Annotated in this window: 24 protein-coding genes and 1 tRNA gene; 15 read left to right on the forward strand and 10 right to left on the reverse strand. The window is 53.4% G+C overall.

The window, feature by feature from the left end; all coding sequences use genetic code 11:
• Window positions 1–15: 15 nt before the first annotated feature.
• Genes DCC81_RS15780 through DCC81_RS15790 form a run of 3 tightly spaced genes read left to right on the forward strand, consistent with a single transcriptional unit; the run spans window position 16 to window position 2,831 of the window.
• A complete protein-coding gene (locus DCC81_RS15780) occupies window positions 16–888 on the forward strand; it encodes a glycosyltransferase (RefSeq protein WP_108687563.1) in 873 nt (290 codons plus the stop codon).
• Between the two features lie 6 nt (window positions 889–894).
• Window positions 895–1,827, forward strand: a complete 933-nt coding sequence (locus tag DCC81_RS15785; RefSeq protein ID WP_108687564.1) for a glycosyltransferase family 2 protein — start codon at window positions 895–897, stop codon at window positions 1,825–1,827.
• Window positions 1,827–2,831 carry a glycosyltransferase family 2 protein gene (locus DCC81_RS15790; protein WP_108687565.1) on the forward strand — a complete coding sequence of 335 codons (1,005 nt, stop codon included), beginning with the start codon at window positions 1,827–1,829 and terminating at the stop codon, window positions 2,829–2,831. Before DCC81_RS15785 ends, DCC81_RS15790 begins: the two co-directional genes overlap by 1 nt.
• Here the strand turns inward: DCC81_RS15790 and DCC81_RS15795 are convergent.
• Together DCC81_RS15795 and DCC81_RS15800 are read right to left on the reverse strand one after the other, a co-directional pair.
• The gene (locus DCC81_RS15795; RefSeq protein ID WP_108687566.1) at window positions 2,816–3,943 is read right to left on the reverse strand and encodes a glycosyltransferase; all 1,128 of its coding nucleotides are present in this window, start codon (window positions 3,941–3,943) and stop codon (window positions 2,816–2,818) included. The genes DCC81_RS15790 and DCC81_RS15795 overlap by 16 nt on opposite strands.
• Window positions 3,940–6,438: a YfhO family protein gene (locus DCC81_RS15800; RefSeq protein ID WP_108687567.1), complete on the reverse strand. Its 2,499-nt coding sequence runs from the start codon at window positions 6,436–6,438 to the stop codon at window positions 3,940–3,942. Before DCC81_RS15800 ends, DCC81_RS15795 begins: the two co-directional genes overlap by 4 nt.
• A gap of 60 nt (window positions 6,439–6,498) precedes the next feature.
• Between DCC81_RS15800 and DCC81_RS15805 the strand changes: the two genes are divergently transcribed.
• Together DCC81_RS15805 and DCC81_RS15810 are read left to right on the forward strand one after the other, a co-directional pair.
• On the forward strand, window positions 6,499–6,774 hold the full coding sequence (locus DCC81_RS15805) for a hypothetical protein (RefSeq protein ID WP_108687568.1): 276 nt from the start codon (window positions 6,499–6,501) through the stop codon (window positions 6,772–6,774).
• A complete protein-coding gene (locus tag DCC81_RS15810) occupies window positions 6,771–7,577 on the forward strand; it encodes a queuosine precursor transporter (protein WP_108687569.1) in 807 nt (268 codons plus the stop codon). Before DCC81_RS15805 ends, DCC81_RS15810 begins: the two co-directional genes overlap by 4 nt.
• Here DCC81_RS15810 and DCC81_RS15815 read toward each other — a convergent pair.
• The gene (locus DCC81_RS15815; RefSeq protein WP_108687570.1) at window positions 7,574–8,476 is read right to left on the reverse strand and encodes an NAD(P)/FAD-dependent oxidoreductase; all 903 of its coding nucleotides are present in this window, start codon (window positions 8,474–8,476) and stop codon (window positions 7,574–7,576) included. The genes DCC81_RS15810 and DCC81_RS15815 overlap by 4 nt on opposite strands.
• Window positions 8,477–8,583: 107 nt before the next feature.
• Between DCC81_RS15815 and DCC81_RS15820 the strand changes: the two genes are divergently transcribed.
• Window positions 8,584–8,928, forward strand: a complete 345-nt coding sequence (locus DCC81_RS15820; protein ID WP_108687571.1) for a winged helix-turn-helix transcriptional regulator — start codon at window positions 8,584–8,586, stop codon at window positions 8,926–8,928.
• 128 nt (window positions 8,929–9,056) lie between these two features.
• The gene (locus DCC81_RS15825; protein WP_108687572.1) at window positions 9,057–9,752 is read left to right on the forward strand and encodes an Abi family protein; all 696 of its coding nucleotides are present in this window, start codon (window positions 9,057–9,059) and stop codon (window positions 9,750–9,752) included.
• A 29-nt stretch (window positions 9,753–9,781) separates the two neighbouring features.
• On the opposite strand, the gene DCC81_RS15830 is transcribed toward DCC81_RS15825, so the two are convergent.
• A tRNA-Cys gene (locus tag DCC81_RS15830) sits at window positions 9,782–9,852 on the reverse strand.
• Window positions 9,853–9,976: 124 nt separating this feature from the next.
• Between DCC81_RS15830 and DCC81_RS15835 the strand changes: the two genes are divergently transcribed.
• From DCC81_RS15835 to DCC81_RS15865, 7 genes are all read left to right on the forward strand, one after another.
• Window positions 9,977–10,852 carry a nucleoside phosphorylase gene (locus DCC81_RS15835; protein WP_108687573.1) on the forward strand — a complete coding sequence of 292 codons (876 nt, stop codon included), beginning with the start codon at window positions 9,977–9,979 and terminating at the stop codon, window positions 10,850–10,852.
• A gap of 24 nt (window positions 10,853–10,876) precedes the next feature.
• On the forward strand, window positions 10,877–11,662 hold the full coding sequence (dapF, locus tag DCC81_RS15840; protein WP_108687574.1) for a diaminopimelate epimerase: 786 nt from the start codon (window positions 10,877–10,879) through the stop codon (window positions 11,660–11,662).
• A 112-nt stretch (window positions 11,663–11,774) separates the two neighbouring features.
• The gene (locus DCC81_RS15845) at window positions 11,775–12,248 is read left to right on the forward strand and encodes an NUDIX hydrolase (RefSeq protein ID WP_108687575.1); all 474 of its coding nucleotides are present in this window, start codon (window positions 11,775–11,777) and stop codon (window positions 12,246–12,248) included.
• Entirely contained in the window at window positions 12,229–13,068 is an 840-nt protein-coding gene (locus DCC81_RS15850; protein WP_165806608.1) for a helix-turn-helix transcriptional regulator, read from the forward strand. Before DCC81_RS15845 ends, DCC81_RS15850 begins: the two co-directional genes overlap by 20 nt.
• 65 nt (window positions 13,069–13,133) lie before the next feature.
• The gene (locus DCC81_RS15855) at window positions 13,134–13,784 is read left to right on the forward strand and encodes an HD domain-containing protein (protein ID WP_108688272.1); all 651 of its coding nucleotides are present in this window, start codon (window positions 13,134–13,136) and stop codon (window positions 13,782–13,784) included.
• Between the two features lie 116 nt (window positions 13,785–13,900).
• Window positions 13,901–14,272: a DUF1304 domain-containing protein gene (locus DCC81_RS15860; protein ID WP_108687577.1), complete on the forward strand. Its 372-nt coding sequence runs from the start codon at window positions 13,901–13,903 to the stop codon at window positions 14,270–14,272.
• Window positions 14,273–14,601: 329 nt separating this feature from the next.
• Window positions 14,602–15,084, forward strand: a complete 483-nt coding sequence (locus tag DCC81_RS15865) for a GNAT family N-acetyltransferase (RefSeq protein ID WP_108687578.1) — start codon at window positions 14,602–14,604, stop codon at window positions 15,082–15,084.
• 162 nt (window positions 15,085–15,246) lie between these two features.
• Here the strand turns inward: DCC81_RS15865 and DCC81_RS15870 are convergent, their stop codons facing one another.
• From DCC81_RS15870 to DCC81_RS15885, 4 genes are all read right to left on the reverse strand, one after another.
• Entirely contained in the window at window positions 15,247–15,972 is a 726-nt protein-coding gene (locus tag DCC81_RS15870; protein WP_108687579.1) for a 3-keto-disaccharide hydrolase, read from the reverse strand.
• A gap of 54 nt (window positions 15,973–16,026) precedes the next feature.
• Window positions 16,027–17,331, reverse strand: coding sequence for a Gfo/Idh/MocA family protein (locus DCC81_RS15875; protein WP_108687580.1), 1,305 nt, complete (start codon window positions 17,329–17,331; stop codon window positions 16,027–16,029).
• A gap of 203 nt (window positions 17,332–17,534) precedes the next feature.
• Entirely contained in the window at window positions 17,535–19,037 is a 1,503-nt protein-coding gene (locus tag DCC81_RS15880; protein ID WP_108687581.1) for a magnesium chelatase, read from the reverse strand.
• 102 nt (window positions 19,038–19,139) lie between these two features.
• The gene (locus tag DCC81_RS15885) at window positions 19,140–20,237 is read right to left on the reverse strand and encodes a vWA domain-containing protein (RefSeq protein ID WP_108687582.1); all 1,098 of its coding nucleotides are present in this window, start codon (window positions 20,235–20,237) and stop codon (window positions 19,140–19,142) included.
• A gap of 290 nt (window positions 20,238–20,527) precedes the next feature.
• Here DCC81_RS15885 and DCC81_RS15895 point away from each other — a divergent pair, with 290 nt between their 5' ends.
• Window positions 20,528–21,307: a DUF4846 domain-containing protein gene (locus tag DCC81_RS15895; RefSeq protein WP_108687584.1), complete on the forward strand. Its 780-nt coding sequence runs from the start codon at window positions 20,528–20,530 to the stop codon at window positions 21,305–21,307.
• A gap of 76 nt (window positions 21,308–21,383) precedes the next feature.
• On the opposite strand, the gene DCC81_RS15900 is transcribed toward DCC81_RS15895, so the two are convergent.
• Together DCC81_RS15900 and DCC81_RS15905 are read right to left on the reverse strand one after the other, a co-directional pair.
• Window positions 21,384–24,605, reverse strand: a complete 3,222-nt coding sequence (locus DCC81_RS15900) for a glycosyltransferase family 117 protein (RefSeq protein WP_108687585.1) — start codon at window positions 24,603–24,605, stop codon at window positions 21,384–21,386.
• A gap of 299 nt (window positions 24,606–24,904) precedes the next feature.
• Entirely contained in the window at window positions 24,905–25,468 is a 564-nt protein-coding gene (locus DCC81_RS15905) for a hypothetical protein (RefSeq protein WP_133177681.1), read from the reverse strand.
• Window positions 25,469–25,530: the final 62 nt, after the last annotated feature.

A 25,530-nucleotide genomic window follows, 5' to 3' on the forward strand; every position in this document is an offset into this window, starting at 1 on the left:
AGCCACCGCTCCTGCATGATCTCCGTTATCATCTGTGCTCCCGATAGAAACCGTGCCGCCGGCATCGCCGCCCACGTAGCCGCCACCATTGGCCTGCCGCACGAAGTGCTGCTGGTGCCCGATGCCCTGGCCCAGGGCGGTATGTGCCCCGCGTACAATAATGCCGCCATCCAGGCCCAATATCCCCTGCTCTGCTTCATGCATGATGATGTGGAGCTGCATACACCGGATTGGGGACTGCGGGTGCTGGCCCATTTTGAGGCAGATCCCACCCTCGGCCTCATTGGCCTGGCGGGCAGCCGGTACAAAAGCGCCGTGCTTTCCGGCTGGGCCAGCGGCCGCCCCCAGTATGATTGCTGCAATGTGCTGCAATCCACGCCCGGCGGAGCCCCCGCCAGGGTATGGCTACACCCCGGCGATGCCGCAGACATGCGCGTGCCCGTAAAGACACTGGATGGTGTATGGCTTTGCACCCGCAAGTCCGTGTGGGAGCAGGTGCGCTTCAGCAGCAGCATCCCGGGCTTCCATTTTTATGACATCGACTTCAGCCTGCGTGTAAGCCAGCACTTCACCGTGGCTAATGTATATGACGTAGACCTGCTGCACTTTTCAAAAGGTAACTTTGGCGATGCCTGGATCTCCAATGCCATCCGTTTCCACCAGGAGTGGAATACCGTACCTTTGCCCACCAGCATAGATACCGCGCCGGCTGGCACGGAAGTGGCCGTACAGCATTTCTGGCTCAACCGGCTGCTAAAGGAGCCTATCAGCGGCACCCTGCGCCGGCGGTGGCTGAGGCTCAACAAGGTGGTTCAAACACCCGCCCTGTGGAAAGAAGGCTTTAAATTTTTTATTTTCCCGGCCTGGCAACGGCTCAAAAAAGGATAACACAACGTGAAAGTTTCTGTATGTATACCCGCTTATAAAAATCCCGCTTTCCTGCGCCGGGCACTGGATTCCCTGGTGCTCCAGCAAATGGAAAGCTGGGAGCTGGTGATCACGGACGACAGCCCGGATGACAGCGTGCGCCAGGTGGCAGATGAATACAGCCAGCGCCTGCCCATCCGTTATTTTAAGAACACCCCGGCCCATGGAATGCCGGCCAACTGGAACACTGCGTACGACAAATGCCAGGGTGACTACATCAAGATCCTCCATGATGACGACTGGCTGGAAAGCCCGCTGGCCCTGCAAAAGATGACAGCAGCCCTGGACGCCCACCCGGACACCGATCTTGTTTTCAGCGCTTACCGCAATCAATACCTGGCCACCGGCCGCACAGAAGAAGTACACTGCAGCGCTTTTTATCAGCAACTGTTACAGGAAGACCCGGTGAACCTGTTCCAGACCAATTTCATTGGCCCGCCCAGTGTGATCATGCACCGCAACAAGCCGGCTTACCGCTATGATGTGCAAACCCGCTGGGTAGTGGATATTAATTTTTACATGGAAGTATTGACCCACAACCCGCGTTTTGTATACATTGATGAGGTGCTGGTGAATGTGGGCATAGGAGAGGAGCAGATCACGCAGGACTGCTTCCGCAACCGTGAAGTGGAGATCCCGGAAAACTTTTACCTGCTGCAAAAACGCGGCGTAAAAGCGCTCAATAATATTTATGTCTATGATTTTTTCTGGCGCAACATGCGCAACCTGGAGATCAGGAACGCCGCAGACCTGCAGGTAAGCCGCCTGGCCGTACCCATACCGCCCACCGTGCTGCAGATCGTGCAGCGACAGCGGGTGTTCCCCTTGTCCGTGTTGCGCATAGGGCCGGTGTCCAAGTTATTGATGACCCTTTCATTTTTGTTCCGTAAACGCGCCTGATGCAGCTTTCCATTATCATCGTCAATTATAAGAGTGCCGCGCTCATCGTGGATTGCGTCCGCTCCATCCAGCGGGAAACGAAGCAGGTTGCCTACGAGATCATCGTGGTGGACAACCAGTCCGGCGATGCCAGTGAGGCTACTATTAAGGCTGCCTGCCCCGGAGTGCAATGGTTGCAAATGGGCTACAACGCCGGGTTTGCACGGGCCAATAATGCGGGCATCCGCATAGCAAAGGGGGAATTCATATTGCTGCTTAATCCTGATACGTTGGTGCTGGATGGAGCACTGGATAAATGCGTGGCGCGTTTCGCAGAAAGTGACCTGGTGGCCTGCGGGGTGCAGTTGCTCAACGAAGACGGCACACCTCAGATCTCCGGCAATTACTTCATGAAAGGAGGGCTCAATCACCTGCTGCCATTGCCTTACTGGGGTGGCCTCATCCGTGCACTGGGCTATGCCATGAAAACCAAAGTGCCCAATGTGCTACAGGCCAGCACTGTACAGCAAGTAGACTGGATCAATGGGGCCTACCTGATGGTGAAGGCCAGCGTGCTGCCCCAAACCGGCCTGCTGGACGAAGATTTTTTCCTGTACGCGGAGGAAACAGAATGGTGCAGCCGCCTGCGCAAGGCCGGTAAGCTGGCCATCTTTGGCGACTTGTTTGTAACCCACCTGCAGGGAGAAACGGCCAACGCTACTTTTAAGACCCAGGATAAAGGCTACCATGGCATCTTTGACCGGAAAGGCCTGCAGATCATCCTCTCTAACCACTTGCGGGTGCGCAAGCAGTATGGTGTGCTGTGGTATTTGATCCTGCTGCTGAATTATACCTGGGATGTGCCGGTGTTCTTTATCTGCAGCTTTTTTGATAACCTGTTTCACCTGAAAAACCCTTTCCAGTACTGGGGCTCCGCCTGGGGGCTGGCGGTAAATGTGGCTAAGATGTGGGCATTAACGCCTGAGATCATACGTGGCAAACCGCATTTTTACAAGGTGTTGTGAGCGGTATGCTCCAGCTTTCCCGCTGCTTCGCGGGCAATGTTTTTCCAATCGAAATAAGTCTTAAAACTTTCAGGCACGGGCGTTTGGGCGTCCTGTGTTTGCAACATGGCGGCTACAAAAGCATCCCAGTCATGATCTGGCACTACCTTCAGCTTGGGGGCGGCTATTGTTGCGGGTACGCCGGTGGCCCCGCTTTCACAGCTGATGGCCGTGAGACCGTTTGCAATGGCCTCTACCAGTTTGGTTTTGATGCCGCCGCCTGTCATCACAGGATTGATGAACATACCGGAGCCGAGCAGGTAATCTTCAATGCTTGCTACAAAGCCGGTGTAAATCACTTTCCCGTTTGTTGCCGCAATGGCTTGCTGCAGGTGCCCCGGGAGATTGCCACCACAAATGAGTATTACGAAGGGGAAGCTTGCCCGCTGGGATAGTCTGGGCAGAACATCCGCAACGATATGCTGCACGGCATTTGCATTGGGTGGATAGCCCAGGGCGCCGTTAAACTGGTAAATGAAGGTATCCGGTGCCAGGTTATGTGCGGTCAGCAGTTGCTGCCGGTAACGCTCCCTGTCCTTTATTTCAGGGGCTTCCATGCCAAAGGTGACCACGCTGGCGCGGGATGGGTGTACACCATAATGGGTGATGGCGTAATCCGCGTCCGCCTGGGTAATAAAGAAGCTGAATGCGGCCCTGCGGTGGATGTAGCCTTCATAAATTGCCAGGCCCCGCCACCACCATTTCCCAATGGTCTTAAAGCGCTGCGCTTCTATGTTATGGGATTGTACCACGAAAGGCACACCCGTGAACAGCTTTAGCAGTATTGCCATCCAGCCCATGTAAGGGTGCTCCAGCAAGACTACCTGTGCCTTTTGCTGCTTTACCAGCCGGGCAAGTTTAAATACGTTGAGGGGATTGATATAACGGGTAGGGCTATCTGAAAATAGCCGGTGCAGGGTGTAGGGCAACGCCGGCGCTTCGTTCCTGCGCACAGACACCACTTCCAGCTTGCAAAAGCCCGCCAGGGCAGCGAAGAACGATGTGATGTACCGTTCGCCTCCATTCCTGGCGGGCAGTATCTTATAAGGCGCTATGCCCAGTACACGGATCATGCGGGCTGGGGATCGTTCTTTTTACCACGGAAACCCAGCACCAGGCCAATGATCACGACCACCAGGGTAGCCGCGTAGCTGAAGATGGAGATCTTGCTGCCGGTGTAGTAAGAGGCCGGTTCAAATCTAAATTCGATCTTATGCTGGCCAGCTGGCACAGACATGCCTCTCAACAGGTAGTTCACGCGGCTGTAGGGCGTTTCCTTGCCATCAATAAAGGCTTTCCAGCCTGCCTTGTAATAAACCTCGGAGAACACGGCATATTGCGGTGTGCTGGTGTTGGACGTATAGGAAATGCTGTTCAGGTCATTGCTGATCAACTTGATGCTGGCCGTAGAGTCCGCGGCGCTGGCGGGCGGGGTGGTCACGTCTGCCTTGTAGCGCTTGTCGATCACTACGGTGGTCTTTGTATCCAGGCTGTCCAGTGTTTTCATTTCCATATCGGCGTTGTCGGCCCAGATGATGTGCTGTACAAACCAGGCATTGCCCAGTGCCTCGGGGTTACGTTGTGCCACCGGCGCTGCGGCTTGTTGCTGCTGGCCGGGCTGTTGTTGCCCGGGTACTATCACATACTTAGTGTTCAGCATGTTCAGCACGTGTATGTTATTCTTGCGCAGCTGACGGTCAATCAGGTCCACATACAGTTGCAGCTTTGCCGGATGGTAACCACCAATGGAGTGGTGATAATAAGAGGTAAAGGCGTCTGTAAAGGGATCGGTAGTGAGATTGAGTACGCGGTAGTAAGGATCCGGGTCCTGGAGGATCTGCTGGTCTGCGGAGGTTTCCGGGAAGTTAGCTGAATACGTGGCCGCGTCCTGGTAGTTCTTATCGCTCAGGTAGCGCAGGTCCACGCCCAGCAGGTCTATCAGCGTGATGACCACCAGGCCGCCCAGCAGGTAATTGCGTTTCAGTTTTCCGTTGTAGTAGAACCAGATCATTGCAACGGCGAGGGCTGCAAAGATAATGGAGCGGAATACGTCGCTGCGGAACAGGGACTGGCGGTCTTTTACGATGGCCTGCATGAGTTGCTCGCCGGCCTGTTGTGCCAGTTGGGCGTCATTGGTGCTGGAATAAGATACCATGAAGGAAGCCAGCAGCAGGAAGCCCAGGATACCACCGGTTACGTAAAAGCTGCGTTTCAGTTTGGTCCACAGTTCCGGAGAAGGTTTGGCGGAAATCAGCGCCTGTAGGCCCAATGCCGCCATGATAGCCACTGCCAGCTGGGGGATGACCAGTGCCTGGGAGGGCGCGCGGAACTTATCGTAGAAAGGAAGATGATCGAACAGGAAGTAGTTAAACAATTTAAAGTTGCTGCCCCAGGCCAGGAAAATACCAAAGATGGTTACGGCCAGCAGCCACCATTTATGCCAGCTATCCACCAGGAACCAGCCCATGATGGCCAGCATACAGATCACAATACCCAGGTACACCGGGCCGGAAGTGAAGGGCTGGTCGCCCCAGTAAGTGGGAATGTGGGCAAGGGCCTGCTCTGCCTGCGCATCGGGATAACCCATGGCCTTCAGGGCTTCATAGGTGTTGGAGCCCGGGGAAAGCTCACCACCGCTGGCGCCCCCGTTTACATTGGGCACAAAGAACGTAAAAGTCTCAAACAGGCCATAGCTCCAGTTGAAAGCATACTCGCGGTCGCGGGTGTCTTTGCTGGCAGGGGCTGCGTTGGCATCTGTTGTATTTGCATCTGCGGTTACAGGTGTCAGTTCAGAGGCTCCGCCGCGGTTAGATGCTTTTGAATATTCATAAGTGGTCCACAGCAGCATGGCATTGGAGCCAATGGCAAAACCAACGGCGGCAATGATCAGTGCTGCGCTGATGAACAAATGTTTGTATTGTTTGGCGATGATGTTGTACACTGCAAATACCAGGCAGATAACGCCCAGCACCAGGAAGAAGTAGTAAGTGACCTGCAGGTGGTTTGCTGCCACAAAATAGTCCAGGAACAGGGCCATTACGCCCGCACCCAGCGCATATTTTTTACGCAGGATCAGCATGAGGCCTGCCACCACGGCCGGCAGGTAGCTGAGGGCCAGCATCTTGGAGTCGTGGCCGGTGGCCACGATGATCGGGTCATACGAAGAATAGGCATAGCCGATAGCGCCCAGTAATGCTACCCATGGACTGGCGCCCAGCACCACGCAAAGCAGGTAGAAGCCCAGGCCTGCCATGAAGAAGTAAGCCATCGGTTTGGGCAGTCCCAGCGAAAAGATGTGCTGGATCCAGTCTAACTGGCGGTAGGGCGATTCTGCGGAGAGCTGGTAAGTGGGCATACCACCAAACATGCTGGTGGTCCATAGTGGGGTAATGCCGTGTTTTGCCTTGTAATCCATGGATTCCTTGGCAGTGGCCTGCCATTGGATATTATCGCTCTGGCTGAGCACCTTGCCAGATAGTACGGGTTTGCAATAGATAACAGCTATCAGCAGTAAGATAAGCGCAGCTACGAAGTGCGGCAACGCCACTTTCAGCCAGTTATTCTTCATATTTATTTATTTAATATTCTGACAAGGTAGCAAAAATATTATTTTAGAATAATTTTGAGCATGCAACTGGTTAGATTTCTCTTAAAATTAGCATTCATCTGTAACTGCTGTTTCCTGCTTATTGCCGTGCTGCAACGGGTGGATGCACAGGGCCAGTTTAAAAGCTTCACAGCCGGCCTGGCGTCCCTGGGTATCCTGCTGGCGCCCTATCTGAATGTGATCTGTATACTGCTGGCCGGCCTGTTCCTGCTACTGCGCCGCATCAGCTGGAAAGCGCTGCCACCCTGGGTTTTCATAAGTAACATTGTAATTTTACTGCTTCAAATATTCACATGATCAACAAACTATTGAGTGATAAGCCCACCCGCCTGCTGATTATTTTTACCAGCTTTTTTGTGGCAAATGCCCTGATCGCAGAATGCATCGGAGGCAAGATCTTTTCCCTGGAAACCACCTTTGGCCTGCCCATCCATACCTTTACCCTGTTTGGGCAGTCGGGGCTGTCTTACAGTCTTACCTGCGGGGTGTTGCTGTGGCCACTGGAATTTATCATCACGGATATTGTCAATGAATACTACGGCCCCCGGGCGGTGCGCCGCATCTCTTATATTGCAGTAGCGCTGATCAGCTATGCATTCCTCATGTTCTTTTTATCTATCCGCACCCCGCCGGCCGCCTTCTGGCTCAGCACCGGGCAGCCGGATGTACCGGATATGCAGGCCGCTTACAGTAATATTTACGGGCAGGGCATGTGGATCATTGCCGGTAGCATCACGGCCTTCCTGGTAAGCCAGATCGTAGACGTAACGGTGTTCCACCGCATTAAGCGGGTAACCGGTGAAAAGCGGGTATGGCTGCGGGCTACCGGCTCCACGGTGGTATCACAACTGGTGGACAGCTTTATCGTGCTGTATATCGCATTTAAACTCGGGAAGAACTGGAGCTGGCAACAGGTGCTGGCTGTGTGTCTGGTAAATTACTCCTTTAAATTTACCTGCGCCATTGTGCTTACACCGGTGATCTATTTCCTGGAGCACCGCATAGAAAAATACCTGGGTAAGGAAACAACGGAAAAGATGAAAGCTGCCGCTATGGGCAAAGATGATATTGTAGCCGGTGCGGATGTAGTAGCGGGCTAGAATGTGGCGTGTGCCAGGTCATGGGTGATGGCCGCAGCCACCATTTGCCCCCTCATCACGGCCATGGCTACACTCCGCATGGGGGAGGTGTTATCGCCTGCGGCAAATACGCCTTCCACGCTTGTTTTGCCCATGGCATCCACTTCCAGGTGGCCGGTGTTGGTGAGTTTACAACCCAGGTGTGCGGGAATATCGCAGTGCTGCTCAAAGGGGATGCGCGCATACAGTGCATTGAGCGGAAACTGTTGCCCATCGGCAGTTTGCACTGCCCGTACCCGGCCGCCTTCCTGTAGAATGGTTTGCACTGGTACGGTAACCAGGCGGATCTGGTGCTGCTGTAATTTGGCCAGTTGTTCTTCCGTGAAACTGGCAGCACCGTCGGGGAAAAGGATGATGTCATGGGCCCAGTTGACCAGCAGCTTACTGAAATCGAAGATGGCATCCGCAGGGCCGAAGACACCGGTGGGCTGGTCTCTCAGTTCATAACCATGGCAGAAGGGGCAATGGATCACGGTTTTGCCCCAACATGCTGCAAAGCCAGGAATATCCGGGAAAATATCACGGATGCCGGTTGCAAAGACCAGTTTTGCCGCCTGGTACAGTTGGCCCGCGGCCGTCAGTATTTCAAAACCATTGCCTGTTTGCCTGGCGGTGAGGGCCTTGTCTTCCAGGAAATGCACGGTAGGGTAGGCGGCCAGTTCCTGCCTGCCGGCCATGGCAATACTGGCCGGCACGGCCCCATCGTGGGTCAGGAAATTATGGGAGTGCGGGGTGAAGCGGTTGCAGGGAGCGCCGCTGTCTATCACCAGCGTGCGTTTCCTGGCGCGCCCCAGGGTGAGTGCGGCCTGCAAGCCTGCATAACTGCCACCTATGATGATGATCTCAAAATGTTGCTCCATTTTTTTAAATGCAATTTTGTTGCAACAAAAGTAAAAGAACTACTTTTGCAATGCAAGGAAATTCCGCGGCAGAAGCGCTTCCATGCAGGAAAGTAAAATTGTGCACCATGATCTGTAACGATACTGAATTTGCGGATTGCCGCGGCCGTTTACGCGCCATTCATGACACCCTGGACCTGCTGGGCGGTAAATGGAAAGTGACGCTGATGGCTGCCCTTGGTTACGGCCCCCGCCGCTTTACGGACCTGCAAAGAGGCATCAGGGGCATAGGACCCAAAATGCTTACCAGGGAATTGCAGGAGCTGGAAATAAACGGCCTGGTGCAACGTACCGGGCAGGATGGCAAGGTAGTGTACGCCATTACGCCTTACGGGGAAACGCTGGAGCCGCTTATTCATGAAATGGCCCTGTGGGGTCGCGGGCACCGGCAACGTATCATGCAGGGAAATTAGTTGAAAGGAAAAAGAAGGGGGATAAAAACAAAAACCCGGAAGTTTGAATTGCTTCAGGGACATCCGGGAACTGTACTGTACAAATATCCGGATTTTAGCCGATATTTAGCAAAAAATATTTTCCCGGAATGCAATTCAAAGAATTTCAACGGGTTATATCGGCGCGCAGGCTCAGCAGGTACGTAGCAGCCACACGCGGGAATACCCGGAAAGCCATGACCCTTTATCGTTTGAACCTCAGATTGTCTCATGATTTCTTTTCTGTTATCAGTTGCTTTGAAGTAGCCCTGCGCAATGCCATTGATGCCCATTACTCAACAGTGCACGGTGCTGACTGGCTGCGAAATGCTGTTAAATGCGGCGGCATATTTGACAATCATAATTGTGGTAAAACGCCCCACATTATCCGCGAAGCGCTGCAGCGGCTGACGGGGTACGATCATTGCAAATTACTCTCCACGCTGGAATTTGGTTTCTGGCGTTATTGCTTTGCAAAGCACCAGTATTTTGTGGGCGGGCAGTCCCTGTTGCGTATTTTCCCGGAAAAGCCGAAAAGTACGCCTGCACAGCGTTACGACCACAACTTCGTGTTCCGGTCATTGGAACGCCTGAACGAATTACGCAACCGCATTGCTCATCACGAGCCGGTTTGCTTTACCCCTGGAACAGCACAAACCAGTACTGCTCCTATACGGGCGGATTACGCCTTGATTTTACAATTATTTCACTGGATGCAGATCAATCAGGAATCGTTTTTGTATGGGGTAGACCGTATTCAAAATATTTGTGCGCGGATAGACCATTTGCACGCAGGTATAAAATAAAAAAGGACCACATTACTGTGATCCTTTTGAGGTACCGAGCGGATTCGAACCGCTGTACGAGGTTTTGCAGACCTCTGCCTAGCCACTCGGCCACGGTACCCTTTGTTTCCTGTGCAACGTTACGTTGTATTTTTCAATTTTACAGGACTGCAAAAGTAGTAAATTTTCGATATTTGCCAAATCAAACTCAAAATTCCTCCGGGATTTTTTAAATACCCAACAAAATGGCGCAACGTATCGCAGAATCAGAATTGATCTTGAACAGCCGCGGCGCGGTGTACCACCTTGATGTAAGGCCGGAAGAACTGGCCTCCACCGTGATCACCGTGGGCGATCCGGACCGCGTAGGGGAAGTGAGCAAACACTTTGACCGGGTGGAATTTAAAACCCAGCACCGCGAGTTTGTTACACATACCGGCTACCTGGGCCCCAAACGGATCTCCGTGGTGTCTACCGGCATTGGCACAGACAATATCGATATTGTGCTCAATGAGCTGGATGCGCTGGTAAATATTGACTTCAACACCCGTACCGTAAAGGAAAGCCTCACCTCCCTCCAGATCGTGCGCCTGGGCACATCCGGCGCTTTGCAGGGCGATATCCCCGTGGATGCCTTTGTCGTATCGTCCCATGGCCTGGGGCTGGATAACCTCCTGCCTTATTACCAGTTTGAGAACACCGATGCAGAGAAGCTGCTGCTGCAATCTTTCCGCGGACAGGTGGAAGTGAGCAACGGCGTGGCGGCTCCTTATATCATTACTGCCAATGAAAGCCTGGCCGCAAAGTTCCGCGACGGTTTTCATACAGGCATCACCGTTACCTGCCCCGGTTTTTATGCACCCCAGGGCCGTGCGCTGCGTGGGCCGCTTTCCCATCCCCACCTGATAGACCAGCTGACACAGTTCCGCTTCGAGCATCACCGTATTACCAACTTTGAAATGGAAACCTCCGGCATTTATGGCCTGGGTCGCGTGCTGGGACATGATACGCTGTCTATCAGCGCCATCGTGGCAAACCGCATTGCGCAGCAGTTCAGCAAAGACGGCGCCGCGGCAGTACAAAACCTGATCAAACAGGCATTAACTGTACTGGCGCAGTAATTTCATTTTCACTACTTTTACTGCATGAACATTCATTTCTTTAAATACCAGGGCACCGGCAATGACTTTGTGATCATGGACAACCGGGACGGGCATTATGATGCGCTCACCGAAGCACAGATCAAACTGCTGTGCGACCGGCGCTTTGGCGTGGGCGGCGATGGGCTGATGATGCTCAACGTACAGGAGGGATATGATTTTGCCATGCAATACTACAACTCCGACGGCCGCCCCGGCAGCATGTGCGGCAACGGTGGCCGCTGTCTTACGGCCTTTGCCTGGAAAATGGGCATCCGTAAAGACCACATCCGCTTCATAGCCAGTGATGGCCCGCATGAAGCCACCATGGAAGGCGACAACTGGGTAAACCTGCTCATGAAAAATGTGGACAGCGTGGAAGCAGATCCTGCTTTCTTTTACCTCAATACCGGCTCCCCACACTACGTGCAATACGTGGCCCAACTGGGCGATTTTGACGTATACGAAAAGGGCCGCAGCATCCGCTATAACGAGCGCTTTAAAGCCGTAGGCACCAACGTGAATTTCGTGGAGCCGCTGGCAGACAGTAATGGCATTTTTGTGCGCACCTATGAGCGTGGGGTAGAAGATGAAACCTACTCCTGCGGTACCGGTGTTACCGCCGCGGCACTCACCTTTGCCGGCCCCGAAGCCCGCCACTACGAGGTGCCCGTGCAAACACTGGGCGGCAACCTGGTGGTAAAGTTCAACAAAACCGGCCCCCAGACCTATGACCATATCTGGCTCTGCGGCCCTGCCTCCCTGGTATTTGAAGGGGATATTGTGATCTGAAATGGCCTTATGTCTTAGGTACCAGGTACACATGCTTTGCAGCCTGGCGTTACAGGTATCTCAGACCTGAGACATAAGACGTAATACCTAATATACCTAATACAGCAAGAAAATGGCACTCTTCAACGTACGCGTGTACGGCATTATGATCAACGCAAAGCGGGAAGTACTGGTAATGGATGAGTACATCCGCGGGGGCTATTATACCAAGTTCCCGGGTGGAGGCCTGGAGTTTGGAGAGGGCACGCTGGAGTGCATGGTGCGGGAATGGCAGGAAGAACTGCGCCAGGAAATTGAAGTGCTTGAGCATATCTACACCACGGATTTTTTCCAGATATCTGCTTTTGATAATGTAACGCAGATCATTTCCATCTACTACCTGGTAAAGGCCCGCTCACCCTTTGTGGCAAAGGTTTCGGACCAGCCGTTCGACTTTGAAGTGCCTGCCGGTGTAACGGAAGTGGAAGGTGCCCGCTGGATACCGTGGGAACAGTTCTCCGCTGACGTGATCACCCTGCCCATTGACAAGGTAGTGGCAGACCTGGTAAAGGTGAAATATGCAGGCTATGATACAGCCGGACATTGATATCAAAGACTCCTTTGCCATAGGGCCGTGGCCGCAAATGCCCGTGGGTACTGCATTGCGGCGGGCGGCTTACCACCGCTTACTGCTATTGCAGGGCGGTAGCGGCATTTTACAGGTAGATGACCATACATTTCCTATACAGGGCAGTGAAATATTTTTGATCGCCAAAGGCCAGTTGTTTGCCTGGCAGGCTGGCAGTAAGCCAGATGGTTTTGAATTGGCATTTGGCGATTGCTTTTGGGAAAAAGCGCCCGCCAGTGCGGCAAACTGTAAGACGGTATTGTTTAACGATGCCTCCGCTCATCAAAGGTTACCATTACCTGCGCCAGACCTGGCATCACTCTCCGATCTGTTTACCGCTACTTATTCAGAGTTCATCAGGCCTGCTTACACGAATAAAGCAGATGCACTGGCCGCGTACCTCAAGATCATTATGATCAAAACGGCCAATGTATATGCCGCCTTGCGCGAAGGTGCGGAAGACCATGACCGTGCACTTTACGGTCACTTCCTGCAACTGGTGAAGCACCAGTACCAGGAGCAGCATGAGGTGGCCGGATTTGCCCGCCAGTTGGGCATTACCACCCGCAAGTTGTCCGACCTTTGCCGGCAGTTCAGCGGGCAGGGGGCCAAGGAGATCATCAGTGAACAGCTGATCACGGAAGCAAAACGTTTCCTGCAATTTTCTTCCCGCCCGGTAAAGGAGATCGCGTTTACCCTTAATTTTTCCACGCCAGACCAGTTCAGTCATTTCTTCAAGAAAAAGACCTTCCTCTCACCCCAACAGTACCGGGAGCGGTTTGTAAATTCCAGCATGTGATGTGCAGGTTTTAACATTGACCCCTGGCCGCATGTGGTCTAGTTTTGCTGTACAAAAACAAGATTATGGCAGTTAACAGATCATCATCCGTTGCCGGGGTGCGCATCCCCGACAGCGCTATTGCAAAACAGGCTACGGAGTTGCTCCTGGAGCATGGTACGGAGTTCCTCTACAATCATTCCCTGCGCGTATTTGTATTTGCTTCGTTAAATGGCCAGCGCCGTCAACTGGCTTATGACGGGGAGTTGTTGTACGTGAGCGCGGTGTTTCATGACCTGGGCCTTACACCGCGTTACAGCAGTGCAGACAAGCGTTTTGAAGTAGACGGGGCTAATGCGGCCCGCAGTTTCCTGGAAGGCCATGGCCTGGGGCCCTCGGCATTGCAACGCGTATGGGATACCATTGCATTGCACACCACTATTGGCATTGCGGAATATAAGGAACCGGAAGTAGCGCTGTTGTATGCCGGCGTGGGACTGGATGTAATGGGAGAAGGTTACCACGAACTGCCGGAGGCGGAGCGCGCGGCTATTGTGCAGGCATTTCCCCGTGCCGGGTTTAAACAACAGATCATCCCTACTTTCTTTGAGGGCTTCAAACATAAGACAGATACTACTTTCGGCAACATTAAAGCAGATGTGTGCGCGTATATGATGCTGGGATTCCAGCGGAAAGATTTCTGCCAGTGTATCCTGCATTCGCCATGGAGCGAATAGGCAGGACGGGTGGCGGATTGCAGGCTGGTGCGTAGAATTACGTTATAAAGATGGGGTAGAAGTACGCGTTGCACGATTGGAAATAAGCTGTAATTTTCGGGCTAAATACAATACCCATGCAGCTTGTAGCAGCTTTGCTCGTAGGCCTTGTAGCCGTTGAACATTTATATATTATGTGGATAGAGATGTTTGCCTGGACCACCGCCGGGCGAAAGGCATTCCGTAGTTTTCCTGCCCATTTGTTTGAGCCTACCAAAGGGCTTGCGGCTAACCAGGGATTGTACAATGGGTTCCTGGCCGCAGGCCTTATCTGGTCGTTGTGCATAGGCGATCTGCACTGGCGCACGCAGGTAGCCACTTTCTTTCTAAGCTGTGTAGGCATTGCAGGCCTTTTTGGGGCAGTGACTGCGGCGCGCCGTATCTTTTATGTACAGGCCCTGCCGGCTATCATTGCATTGATATGTGTATGGATAGCGGCCGGTTGGTGACAGCATACAGCAGTTGCTTGCGGGCTGCACAATGGGCTGAAACGCTTTATTATCAGGGATTTGACGCCTCGAAATAATTTGAAGTAATAATAGTTTTATTGGTTTATTTTTCTTAAATTGCTTTCCCTGGTTTTAAACAGAAGGCAGGAATTAGTGCAGTTTTTTTACTTCTTGTGCAACCACAAAGCCGACTAACGTTTAAGGATGGTTCCCATAGCTTCCGGATGATAGTGACGCTTTAGCATAAATATTTATCGAAACCTCACCTCATTAGTGCCTTCTGCGTGCCAGGAGGCATTTTGCTTTTTAATTAAAACCAATGTTGAGGTATGGTGAGCATTTCTAAAGTTAGCAGCCAGGCAGATTTGGACCAGGTAAAAATACTTTTCCGTGAGTATGCGCAGTGGCTCGATGTGGACCTGACATTCCAGGGTTTTGAAGAAGAACTGGATACACTCCCCGCCGGTTATGCGGCACCCAGCGGTGCCCTGTTCCTGGCCAGAATAGACGGAAAGCCGGCCGGCAGCGTTGCCCTCCGCGCTTTTGATAATACTACCTGCGAGATGAAAAGACTCTTTGTGCGGGACCAGTTTAAAAAACAGGGTGTAGGCCGCGCGCTGGTAGCAGCCGCCGTGGAAGAAGCCCGCAGGCTGGGTTATAAACGCATTGTGCTGGATACACTGGCCCACATGCGTCCCGCTATTAAACTCTACACCAGCTTGGGTTTCCAGCCCATTGCTGCGTACTACGATAATCCTATCAGCGACGCCGTGTATCTCACGCGTGGACTGGAGCCGGAGACCGTAGCGTAGGGAAGGCGCCTGGGTCTTAGGTCCCAGGTCTTAGGTAGTGAAGTAGTAAGGTATTTTAAACCGCATTGATAGCAAAAGCGGGAGGACACTGGTTGTGCCTCCCGCTTTGTTTTTATAGTCCGGACTTAAGACCTAAGACTTAAGACCTAAGCCCTGAAACAATTATAATCTCCTGATCCATATATTCCGGAAGCTCACCGGGTTGCCATGGTCCTGGAGCACGATGGGGCCTGCGCCGTGGGCTTTATATACTGGTTTGCCAATGTATTCCGTGGGGCCATCCAGGCTCACGTTGTTTTGTACCAGTACGCCGTTTTGCAGTACGGTGGCGCGCGCAGGTGTTTTCACACTGCCGTCTTCATTGAAGGTGGGCGCGGTCCAGATCACATCATAAGATTGCCACTCGCCGGGCTTTTTGCAGGCATTCACCAGTGGGATGCGTTGCTTGTAAAAGCTGCCTGCCTGGCCGTTGGAGTAAGTGCGGTTGTTATAATTGTCCAATACCTGCAGTTCATATTTGCCCTGCATAAAAATGCCGCTGTTGCCACGGCCCTGGCTTTCACCCACTACTTCGGCAGGCGTACGCCATTCAATATGCAACTGGAAGTTGGTAAAGGTCTCTTTTGTTTTGATGGTACCGGTACCTTTTACAACAGTTACTGCCCCATCTTTTACCAGCCAGGCCGGCGCGCCTTTTTCACCGTCCCATTGACTGAGGTCTTTACCATCAAAGAGGATGATGGCATCACCGGGCGGTGTTGCGGTGGAAGTACCAGGGTTTATGACAGCCGGCACGGGCTCCCACACTTCTGTGTCTTCCGGCTTGGTTTGTGCAAAAGCAGCCATGGTAAAGGAAAGCAGGGCTGCGGATAATATAACTTTGCACATATGATTACACTTTGAATGGAGATGAATACACGTATTGCGATGGCTGGTGCCATTTTAGAATTTGGGCAGTTTGTAGCCATTATGGTATTCCTTGGCCAGGTAGGCGTTGGCAGCGGCTTCATTAAAGCGCTGGTGAGTGGCATCCCAGTGCAGGTGCTGGCCGGTGCGGAAGGCGATATTGCCCATCTGCGATACGGTGGCCACCAGTTCTCCCGCCTGGATGGGCGTATGCAGGTCTTCCAGCTTGCGGGATTTCATTACCTGCAGGAAGTTAGTGGTGTGCAGGTTAAGGCCGTCATCCACCCTGTCGCGGCGGGGCACGGCTTCCATCTTGCCTTTTTCGGGGATCACTTCCCATCCGCCGCGATCCAGTACCAGCGTACCATTGTTGCCAATGAAAGCGATACCATGGTCACGGTTGTAAGGACCACCATCAATACCAATGGCGTGTTCCCATTGTAAATTAAAACCATCAAATTCATACACGGTGGTCAGTGTATCCGGTGTTTCTGCGGCATCGTCCGGGTAGGCAAATTTGCCACCAGCTGCCATCACGGATTTAGGCTGGGAGGCTTTCATGCCCAGGAGCGCATAGTCTATGAGGTGCACGCCCCAGTCGGTCATGAGGCCGCCGGCGTAGTCCCAGTACCACCGGAAGTTAAAGTGAAAGCGGTTCGGGTTGAAAGGCCTGGTGGGCGCGGGCCCCAGCCAGCTGGTATAGTCCACACCGGGAGGCGGGGCACTGTCGGGCTGTACGGGAATGGAGTGCATCCAGCCCATGTAAGCCCAGGCTTTTACCAGGCGTACCTGGCCCAGTTTGCCGGAGTGCACAAAGGCAACGGCATCATTGAAATGTTGCTGGCTGCGTTGCCATTGGCCCACCTGCACCACGCGGTTGTATTTCTTTTGCGCGGCTACCATGGCCTTGCATTCTGCAATGGAATTGCCGATGGGCTTTTCCACGTACACGTCTTTGCCGGCGGCGCAGGCGTCTGTCATCATAAGACAATGCCAGTGGTCGGGCACCCCGATCACCACGGCATCAATGTCCTTATCATCCAGGAGCTTGCGGTAATCGCTGTAGGTTTTCACCTTGATGCCTTGCTTGGCCAGTTCGGCCACGCGTTTGTCCAGTACGTTCTTGTCCACATCGCAAAGGGCTACTACTTCTGCCTCGGGATTGCGGAGCAGGGCGGTGAGGTCGCTCCAGCCCATGCCATTGATGCCAATGGCGCCGATGCGGATCTTGTCATTAGCCCCGATGATGCCGCGGGCGGCTGCGGGGAGTGAGGAAAGGAGGCCAGCGCCGGCAGCCAGGCTGGCGGCAGTGCTGAGGAATTGCCTGCGGGAATGTTGCATGATCTCTGTATTTGATAACGTGAAAAGTAGTGGAACCGGGGGTTAAAATATAAAATTTTTGATCAAAAAACGAAGTTTTGTGCAAACGTTGGCATATTGGGTGGGAGCGGGGGTGGCCGGGGGAAATGCCACCACAAAAAAAGGGCCCCGGCATTCCGCCAGGGCCCTTCATTTAATTATCTGCATTGCGCGCAGCGCAAATACTATTCTTCTTCTGTCTCTTCGCCTCCCAGGTTAAAGTTCATCATGGTGCCCAGCAGGTCACTGAAGCGGGTCTCATTTTCCAGTGTCTTTTTGCTAATGAGGGAATAGGCTGCCAGCCCGTGCAGCACCAGCTCCATGAGTTGCAGCATTTCCTTGGCGCTGGCATTTTTGTAGTGCGATTTTACGATCGCGTGCAGCCCGTCCACGGAGTACAGCAATGCCTCGTATTGCTGGTCGGTGGCGTCTTGCAGGAATTGCAGGTTGTTGCCTTTATCAAACCACTGGATGATGGAGCGGTAAGGGTTTTCCTGTGCAGCCTGGCCCTTGCGCTTCTTAAAGCTGTCCGGGTTGGGGAAGTAGCTGGAAAACAGGGTACGGGTAGCCTTGTCCAGCAGGTTGTAAGCCACCTGCAGCGGGCCTTCCTGCTCGCCTTCGTACACCAGTTCCACCTTGCCGGTAATAGCAGGTACAATGCCCAGCAGGTCGGAAATGCGCACATAGGTCTCTTTCTCCCGGTTAATGATGGCGCGGCGCTCACCGGCGCTCACGGCATTCTCATATGCGGCAATGGTAAGGCGGGCGCTCACACCGCTTTTCTTATCTACCAGTTCCGAGTTACGGGCCTCAAAAGACACTTGTTCTATCAGGCGTTTGATCACCTCCGTCATATGTACTTTGCCCAGCTGTTCCGCATGTACACTGGCTTCCTGTTCGGTGATGAGCAGGGAAGTTTCAATGGTCTTGGGATAGTGGGTGATGATCTGGCTTTCAATACGGTCTTTCAGCGGCGTTACTATGCTGCCACGGTTCGTATAGTCCTCGGGGTTAGCCGTGAATACGAAGAGGATATCCAGGGGCATGCGTACTTTGAAGCCACGGATCTGGATGTCGCCTTCCTGCAGGATGTTGAACAGGCCCACCTGGATGCGGGCCTGGAGGTCCGGCAGTTCATTGATCACGAAGATGCCGCGGTTAGAGCGGGGAATGATTCCAAAATGGATCACGCGCTCATCGGCATAGCTCAGTTTCAGGTTGGCCGCTTTAATGGGATCAATATCACCGATTAGGTCTGCCACGGATACGTCCGGGGTGGCCAGCTTTTCGCCATAGCGCTCATCGCGGTGCACCCAGTCAATGGGGGTGTCATCGCCCTTTTCGGCCACGAGGTCACGTGCATAGCGGCTCAGCGGATCAAAAGGGTTGTCATTCACTTCGGACCCTGCCACGATGGGGATATACTCATCCAGCAGGTGGGTCATCTGGCGGGCCATGCGGGTTTTGGCCTGGCCGCGCAGGCCCAGGAAAAGGATGTTATGGCGGCTCAGCAGCGCGCGTTCTGTATCGGGAATAACGGTATCGTCGTACCCTACGATGCCGGGAAATGTGATCTCTTTCTTTTGCAGTTTGCTGATGAGGTTCTGTCTTACCTCTTCTTTTACACTTTTCGGTTTATAACCACTCTTCTTTAATTCGCCAAAAGTCTGGATGTTCTTAATGTTCATCAGGAAATGTTAATCGTTAATCGTTAATGGTTAGTCGTTAATGGTCAGCGGCTAATGGCACTTGTGCACGATCAGCCTTTAACCATTAACTCATAACTTCTCTTATCTCATCAATTTCCGCTTGCCACTTTCAAAGTCGTGGAAGAGGAACTGGCCCAGTTTATCGAGGCCGGAGAAAAATGCTTTGCCGTTATTGGTTTCGGTAAATTCCTGGACAAACTGCTGTAGCCAGGGATCGGTAGCCACCATGAAGGTAGTGATGGGGATCTTCAGTTTTTTGCACTGGGCGGCCAGGTTCAGGGTACGGTTCAGGATCTTGCGGTCCAGGCCATAGCTGTTCTTGTAATACTGGCTGCCTATTTTCAGGCAGGTTGGCTTCCCGTCCGTGATCATGAAGATCTGCTTGTTCGGGTTGCGCCGGCGCCGCAGCACGTCCATGGCCATTTCCAGGCCGGCTACGGTATTGGTATGGTAAGGGCCTACCTGCAGGTAGGGCAGGTCCTTGATCTCTATCTGCCAGGCATCGTTCCCAAATACGATGATGTCCAGCGTGTCCTTGGGATAGCGGGTAGTGATCAGTTCACTCAGCGCCATGGCCACTTTTTTGGCAGGAGTGATGCGGTCTTCCCCGTACAGGATCATGGAGTGGGAGAGGTCTATCATCAGCGCGGTGGAAGTTTGCGCCTTGAAGTCCGTTTCCTTGATCTCCAGGTCGTCCTGGTACATGTTAAAGCTTTCCACCCCGTGGTTGATCTGTGCGTTGCGGATAGAGGCGGTGAAATCTATCTGCTCCACGCTGTCGCCAAACTGGTAGGGGCGGGTGTCTGCATTGAGCTCATCGCCCTGGCCGGGGCGGCGGGTACTGTGCTCGCCTGCAGGCGATTTTTTCATCTTGCCGAAGATCTCTTCCAGGGCGCTTTTGCGGATGGTCTGTTCGGTCTTCCCGGTAATGGCCAGGGAGCCGTCCTGCTCATTTTCCTTGATGTAGCCGCGTTCGCGCAGTTCCTGGATAAAATCCCCCATGCCATATTCATCGTCAGTAAGCTGGTATTCTTTATCCAGTTCCGTCAGCCATTGCAGGGCCTCGGTGGCGTCGCCGTTGGTATAGGTGAGGAGTTGGGTAAAGGCGCTTAGCAGTCGGTCGAAGGGAGATTTCTGGTTATCGTCCGGGTTGAATTTTCCAAAAAAGATACTTCTCATTCGTCACAGATTTTAGCTGCCCCAATCAGGAGGATGGCGGTCCTGGTGCATGGTGGCAGCGGTTTTAACTAGTCTTCGCGGTTTCGTTCTTTAAAATTACAGAAAAAACGCGGGGAATAACGGCAGGCCCGGGCAGGATTAACGTTTTGTTGGTACCAGGCAGCGGAAAGCGGCTGGTGGCGGGGATGGGGCCTGTTGGTGCTATCCAAAAGAATAGGAGGTATATAGTTTACGGCCAGCTTTATGGAAAATGCCGGATGCTGCATCCGGGGGGTAAAATACATTGTTTTATGAAACTCCGCTTCTTGGTTACCTGTTTGCTATGCGCCCATTCCATCGTGTTTGCCCAACAGCAGGCCGGCAGCATCCCGCCACCGGCGGGCTTTACCCGGGTGGGAGCCCCGCCGGGTTCCTTTGCCAGCTGGCTGCGCCAGGTAGGCCTTAAACAAGATAAGACCGTGTACCTCTACAATGGCACGCCCAAAGGCAACCAGCAGGCCCAGTATGCCGTGCTGGATATTTCCGTAGGCCACCAGGACCTGCAGCAATGCGCAGACGCCGTGATGCGCCTTTACGCGGAGTGGCGCTACTCCCACCAGCAGTACGGCGGGATCGTGTTCCGCGCCACGGATGGTACGTTGCTCAACTACGAAGACTGGCGCCAGGGCTATCGCTTTGTATTGCGTAACCGGCACCTGCAAAAGGTGAAAAGTGCCGGCCCCTCCACCAGCCGGGCGGATTTTGACCAGTACCTGCAGGTGGTCTTCAGCTATGCAGGCACGCTTTCCCTGAGCCGGCAGCTGCACCCGGTGGCCCATGTACAGGACATAGCCCCGGGCGATGTATTTATTAAAGGCGGTTCGCCCGGCCATGCGGTGATCGTGATGGATGTAGCGGTGAATGCAGCGGGGGAAAAGCGTTTCCTGCTGGCGCAAAGCTATATGCCTGCCCAGGACATTCACATCCTTAAAAATCCCCAAAGTAACTCACCATGGTACAGTACTGCTTTTGGAAGCGCGCTGGTAACGCCAGAATGGGTGTTTGCGGGCAATAGCCTGTGCCGTTGGTGAGCCTAGAAACCGGCTGGCATAAAAAAGCGGGCGTCCCCGTTTGGAGACGCCCGCTGACTATGATCAACAAATGATACTATTTCTTTGCACTATCCGCCGGAGTGGCGCTGGTGTTCATTTTCTGCTGCAGTTCCTGTGCCTTGGCGGCGTCGGAGAACTGCTGTTTCAACTGCTGGAGGAGGCCGATGAACTGTTCGGAAGAACGGGCTTCCTGCTCCAGGGAGCCGGACTGGCGGTTTGCTGGCAGGGCGCGGAAGTAGTTGATCTGCTGCTGGCAGTCTTTGGTGATCTGCTGGGAGATCTCGCCTGCTTTTTTCAGATCGCCTGCCAGGTAGTAAGCGTACACGGTCTGGAGGGAGTAGTAGTTGTGCGTATTACCCAGGCTGGTCATGGCATACGGGAAGTTGCTTTCCAGCAGGTTCTGGTCTGCCTTGTTCAGCACTGTGAGGGCTTTTTCCTTGTTACCCTGCTGTGCCAGGGCTATACCTTCCTTGGTGAAGGCATTGCGCACGTAGAGCAGCAGTTTACGGTTCGGCTCATCAAAGTAGGTGCCTTTCTTTTCAGCACCACCAAAGGCAAACTTGGTCATCAGGTTATTGTACGCTACCGGTACGTTCATGTTGTTATCCATGCCAAACGGATCGTTGCTTTCCGCTTTACGCAGGGGCACCAGGTGATAAGTGAGCCCATCGGTCTGCAGGTAATCGTTCAGGCCCAGGTCTGTGGGGCTGGTGAAGTAAATGGGACGGTTCCAGTTATTGGCGGAAATGATGTCCAGCAGGGCCAGGTCATTCTTCAGCAGGAAATTTTTCTGCTGGGGGATCTGGAACTGTACCTGGTCCACGATGCGGGCGGTATCGCCCACAGATACGGTGCCATTGCTGATCACCTGCTGCCTGTTCACCGGGATCACCAGGTTCTTGCTGGGCAGGTAGTTCATCTTGTCACCATCGTTCTGGTTCACCACCTTGGCGGCGTCTTCATCGCTGCCCATGAACGCCATTACCTCTTTCAGGTTGAAGTATTTATTCTGCGGGAAGCGGCCATCGTCAAAGAATTGTACATAGTTACGGTTCTCTCCATTGTATTTGTCCGGTGTCCAGCTCATGGGTACCCCCGGCGCTTTGTTCACCATGGCGCGTTGCTGGTCAATGTACCAGTCTACGCCCAACAGGCTGAGGTTGATCACGCGGATGTCCGGGCGGATGCCTTCCACTTCCTGTGCATACCACAGCGGGTAGGTATCGTTATCGCCCACCGTAAAGAGGATGGCATTTGGCTGGCAGCTCTCCAGGTAGTCCTTGGCCACATCGCGGGCCAGTGTTTTCTGGGAGCGGTCGTGGTCATCCCATTCCTGGAAGCCCATCAGCAAAGGTACGGCCAGCAGGCTTATCGCCGTTACGGCCACGCCCGTGCTGCCTTTCAGGCGGGGTAGCAGTTTGTCGTACAGCCAGAGCACGCCCAGGCCTATCCAGATGGCAAAGGCATAGAAAGAACCTACGTAAGCGTAATCACGCTCGCGGGGCTGGTTACCGGCCTGGTTCAGGTATACTACGATGGCCAGCCCGGTGAAGAAGAACAGCAGGCCTACCACCAGCCAGTCACGGAAGCCTTTCTGGTATTGGTATACAAAGCCCAGGATACCGAGGATCAGCGGCAGCATGAACATCACGTTGTGCGCCTTGCTGTTTTTGAGGCTGTCCGGCATCAGGTCCTGGTCGCCGTACATGAGATTATCAATGAAGGGAATACCGGTGATCCAGTTGCCATCGCGTGGGTTGCCATAACCCTGCACATCGTTCTGCTTACCGGAGAAGTTCCACATGAAGTAGCGGAAGTACATGAAGTTGACCTGGTAGCCCAGGAAGAACTTGATATTATCGGCATAACTGGGTGCCTGGCCCTGTGCAAGGCCCAGCCAGTCGCGGTAGTAATCTGCGTGCCCCTGGTCGTTGCTGCCATCCCATACGCGGGGGAACAGCATCTTGTCGGCCGCGGCGTAAACCGGTTCGCTGCGCTGGCCGGTGATCACGTAGTTCTTCGGACCACGGGCGTAGTTGTTACCACCGGTCTTGTATTCCGTGGGGCGGGCGGTGAACACCTGGCCGTATACCAGCGGGAAATCGCCGTATTGCTCACGGCCCAGGTAACCTACCAGGGAGATGGGGTTGTCCACGTTGTACATGTCTACCGACGGGTTGGCGGTAGAACGTACCATCGTGGTGATATAGGTGGAGTAGCCCAGCAGCAGGAACAGGATGCTGGCTGCGGCCAGGCGGGTCACGTGTTTAATGCGGTTGTAGTTGATGGGATAACCTGCCACCTTCAGCAGGTAGGGGAGGCCCAGCAGGAACGCGGTAACCAGCAGGCGGAAAATAAGGCCTGCGGTGTTATCGCCATCGTTAAAGCCGGGGATCAGTATTACGGAGGCCATCAGCACCAGTGGGCCGTATACGCCTACTTTCGGGTTTACATAACCATAGCCCAGTACTGCTACCAGGGCAATGAAGTAGAAGGCAAAGCCGGAGAAGAAAGGCAGGTGCAGGCTGTTCACGAAGAACACGTCCATCAGACCGGAAGCCTTGATGGTATCCTGGATGAGGAACTTCTGAACCAGGCCGGTGATCACGCAGCCCATGACGAAGGCCCATACAATGCCCCAGGTGGTTACCTTATAACGGCGGAAGTAATAGATCATCACCATGGCGGGGATGGTCAACAGGTTGAGCAGGTGAACACCGATGGAGAGGCCCATCATGAAGGCGATGAGCACAATGTAGCGGTCTGCATTGGGGCGGTCTGCCTCGTGTTCCCATTTCAGCATGAGCCAGAATACCAGCGCAGTGAAGAGGGAAGACATGGCGTATACTTCACCTTCCACGGCGGAGAACCAGAAAGAGTCGGAGAAGGTGTAAGCCAATGCACCTACGGCACCGGCGCCCATAATGGCGATCATCTTGTTAGAGGCTACCACTTCACCGGTGGTGATCATGAGGCGGCGCGCAAAGTGCGTAATGCTCCAGAATAAGAACAGGATGGTAAAGCCACTGGCGATGGCGGACATAAAGTTTACGCCCAGTGCAGCTTTGGAAGGGCTGAGGGGTAAAGTGAAGATACGTCCGATCAGTACAAAGAGGGGTGCTCCCGGGGGGTGGGGTACCTGCACTTTGTAGATACTGGAAATAAATTCACCACAGTCCCACAAACTGCCGGTCGCCTCCATGGTCATTACATACACAGTGCAGGCAATGATACAGACGATCCAGCCTACAATGTTATTAATCCGGTTAAAATTCATACGGTTGTTTTAAGATATTCCGACAAAAATAGAAAAAGTAGTAAATAATGCTAATATGGTAAAAGGAATTAAGGTTTAATTAAGCCAGGCGGAGTTGGTTGCAGGTCTTTTGGTAAAGGGTTACAATGGCGCTCCGACAAAGCTGAATAAGGCCGGCCGCAATTTAAGGGAATAAATGAATGCGAAAATCACGGAAAGCTGATTGGGGATATTCTGTCTGTAAAAAGGGGGTTTTGGCGGGTAAAGGGGGTGGCGGGAGCGCGGTTTTTGCGGTTTTTGGGGCAGGGGGTGATCGAATTTTATTCCACCCGGTGTGGAATAGCCCGCCCGGAATAATCATCAATCCGCACATCATACTGGCCCCGCACCCAGAACAGCAGGCACGCATTCAGCGCATCCATATCCTCATCGCGCAGGCGGAACTGGAAGCGGTATTGTTTCCCATTTTCATAAAACTCCAGCACGTTGGTAAGCCCGGAGCGCACGTAGTTGCGGGTGATATTCCGGTCATCCCTGCCCGTAAAGCCCTGGTCATCTTCGGCGGCCTCAATGAGCACGCTGATCTGCTCCAGGTCCTGCATGGAGAATACCATGAAGGAGTCGTCCGTCCATTCTGCGGTGAGCTGCCAGGGCTCCAGTTTCAGATAGCCGGTAATGGTGTAAGGATCACCAATGAACTGCTTTACCACCAGTAGCACTACCAGCGTTACTACCAGGAACTGCCAGCCCAGGATGCTTTGGAAAAATACGAGGTTCAGGGGGATGGCCAGCAGCCAAAGCCCGAGGCAGGCATAGAACACCTGGTGCCTGCGTCCCCATTTTTGGGTATTTACAATAGGAACTGTCAGGGATGTGGGAATCATGGACATGAAATCATTTCAGCGCTAAAGATAAACGGATTTTCCGCAAGGGTTAGTATGCGCGG

The sequence above is a fragment of the Chitinophaga parva genome (genome assembly GCF_003071345.1).
Classification (GTDB): domain Bacteria; phylum Bacteroidota; class Bacteroidia; order Chitinophagales; family Chitinophagaceae; genus Chitinophaga; species Chitinophaga parva.

Coding starts and splice junctions, on each gene's coding strand:
- DCC81_RS15780 (WP_108687563.1), top strand. CDS start 16: ATGATCTCCGTTATCATCTGTGCTCCCGATAGAAACCGTGCCGCCGGC.
- DCC81_RS15790 (WP_108687565.1), top strand. CDS start 1,827: ATGCAGCTTTCCATTATCATCGTCAATTATAAGAGTGCCGCGCTCATC.
- DCC81_RS15795 (WP_108687566.1), bottom strand. CDS start 3,943: ATGATCCGTGTACTGGGCATAGCGCCTTATAAGATACTGCCCGCCAGG.
- DCC81_RS15800 (WP_108687567.1), bottom strand. CDS start 6,438: ATGAAGAATAACTGGCTGAAAGTGGCGTTGCCGCACTTCGTAGCTGCG.
- DCC81_RS15805 (WP_108687568.1), top strand. CDS start 6,499: ATGCAACTGGTTAGATTTCTCTTAAAATTAGCATTCATCTGTAACTGC.
- DCC81_RS15810 (WP_108687569.1), top strand. CDS start 6,771: ATGATCAACAAACTATTGAGTGATAAGCCCACCCGCCTGCTGATTATT.
- DCC81_RS15815 (WP_108687570.1), bottom strand. CDS start 8,476: ATGGAGCAACATTTTGAGATCATCATCATAGGTGGCAGTTATGCAGGC.
- DCC81_RS15820 (WP_108687571.1), top strand. CDS start 8,584: ATGATCTGTAACGATACTGAATTTGCGGATTGCCGCGGCCGTTTACGC.
- DCC81_RS15825 (WP_108687572.1), top strand. CDS start 9,057: ATGCAATTCAAAGAATTTCAACGGGTTATATCGGCGCGCAGGCTCAGC.
- DCC81_RS15835 (WP_108687573.1), top strand. CDS start 9,977: ATGGCGCAACGTATCGCAGAATCAGAATTGATCTTGAACAGCCGCGGC.
- dapF (WP_108687574.1), top strand. CDS start 10,877: ATGAACATTCATTTCTTTAAATACCAGGGCACCGGCAATGACTTTGTG.
- DCC81_RS15845 (WP_108687575.1), top strand. CDS start 11,775: ATGGCACTCTTCAACGTACGCGTGTACGGCATTATGATCAACGCAAAG.
- DCC81_RS15850 (WP_165806608.1), top strand. CDS start 12,229: ATGATACAGCCGGACATTGATATCAAAGACTCCTTTGCCATAGGGCCG.
- DCC81_RS15855 (WP_108688272.1), top strand. CDS start 13,134: ATGGCAGTTAACAGATCATCATCCGTTGCCGGGGTGCGCATCCCCGAC.
- DCC81_RS15860 (WP_108687577.1), top strand. CDS start 13,901: ATGCAGCTTGTAGCAGCTTTGCTCGTAGGCCTTGTAGCCGTTGAACAT.
- DCC81_RS15865 (WP_108687578.1), top strand. CDS start 14,602: ATGGTGAGCATTTCTAAAGTTAGCAGCCAGGCAGATTTGGACCAGGTA.
- DCC81_RS15870 (WP_108687579.1), bottom strand. CDS start 15,972: ATGTGCAAAGTTATATTATCCGCAGCCCTGCTTTCCTTTACCATGGCT.
- DCC81_RS15875 (WP_108687580.1), bottom strand. CDS start 17,331: ATGCAACATTCCCGCAGGCAATTCCTCAGCACTGCCGCCAGCCTGGCT.
- DCC81_RS15880 (WP_108687581.1), bottom strand. CDS start 19,037: ATGAACATTAAGAACATCCAGACTTTTGGCGAATTAAAGAAGAGTGGT.
- DCC81_RS15885 (WP_108687582.1), bottom strand. CDS start 20,237: ATGAGAAGTATCTTTTTTGGAAAATTCAACCCGGACGATAACCAGAAA.
- DCC81_RS15895 (WP_108687584.1), top strand. CDS start 20,528: ATGAAACTCCGCTTCTTGGTTACCTGTTTGCTATGCGCCCATTCCATC.
- DCC81_RS15900 (WP_108687585.1), bottom strand. CDS start 24,605: ATGAATTTTAACCGGATTAATAACATTGTAGGCTGGATCGTCTGTATC.
- DCC81_RS15905 (WP_133177681.1), bottom strand. CDS start 25,468: ATGATTCCCACATCCCTGACAGTTCCTATTGTAAATACCCAAAAATGG.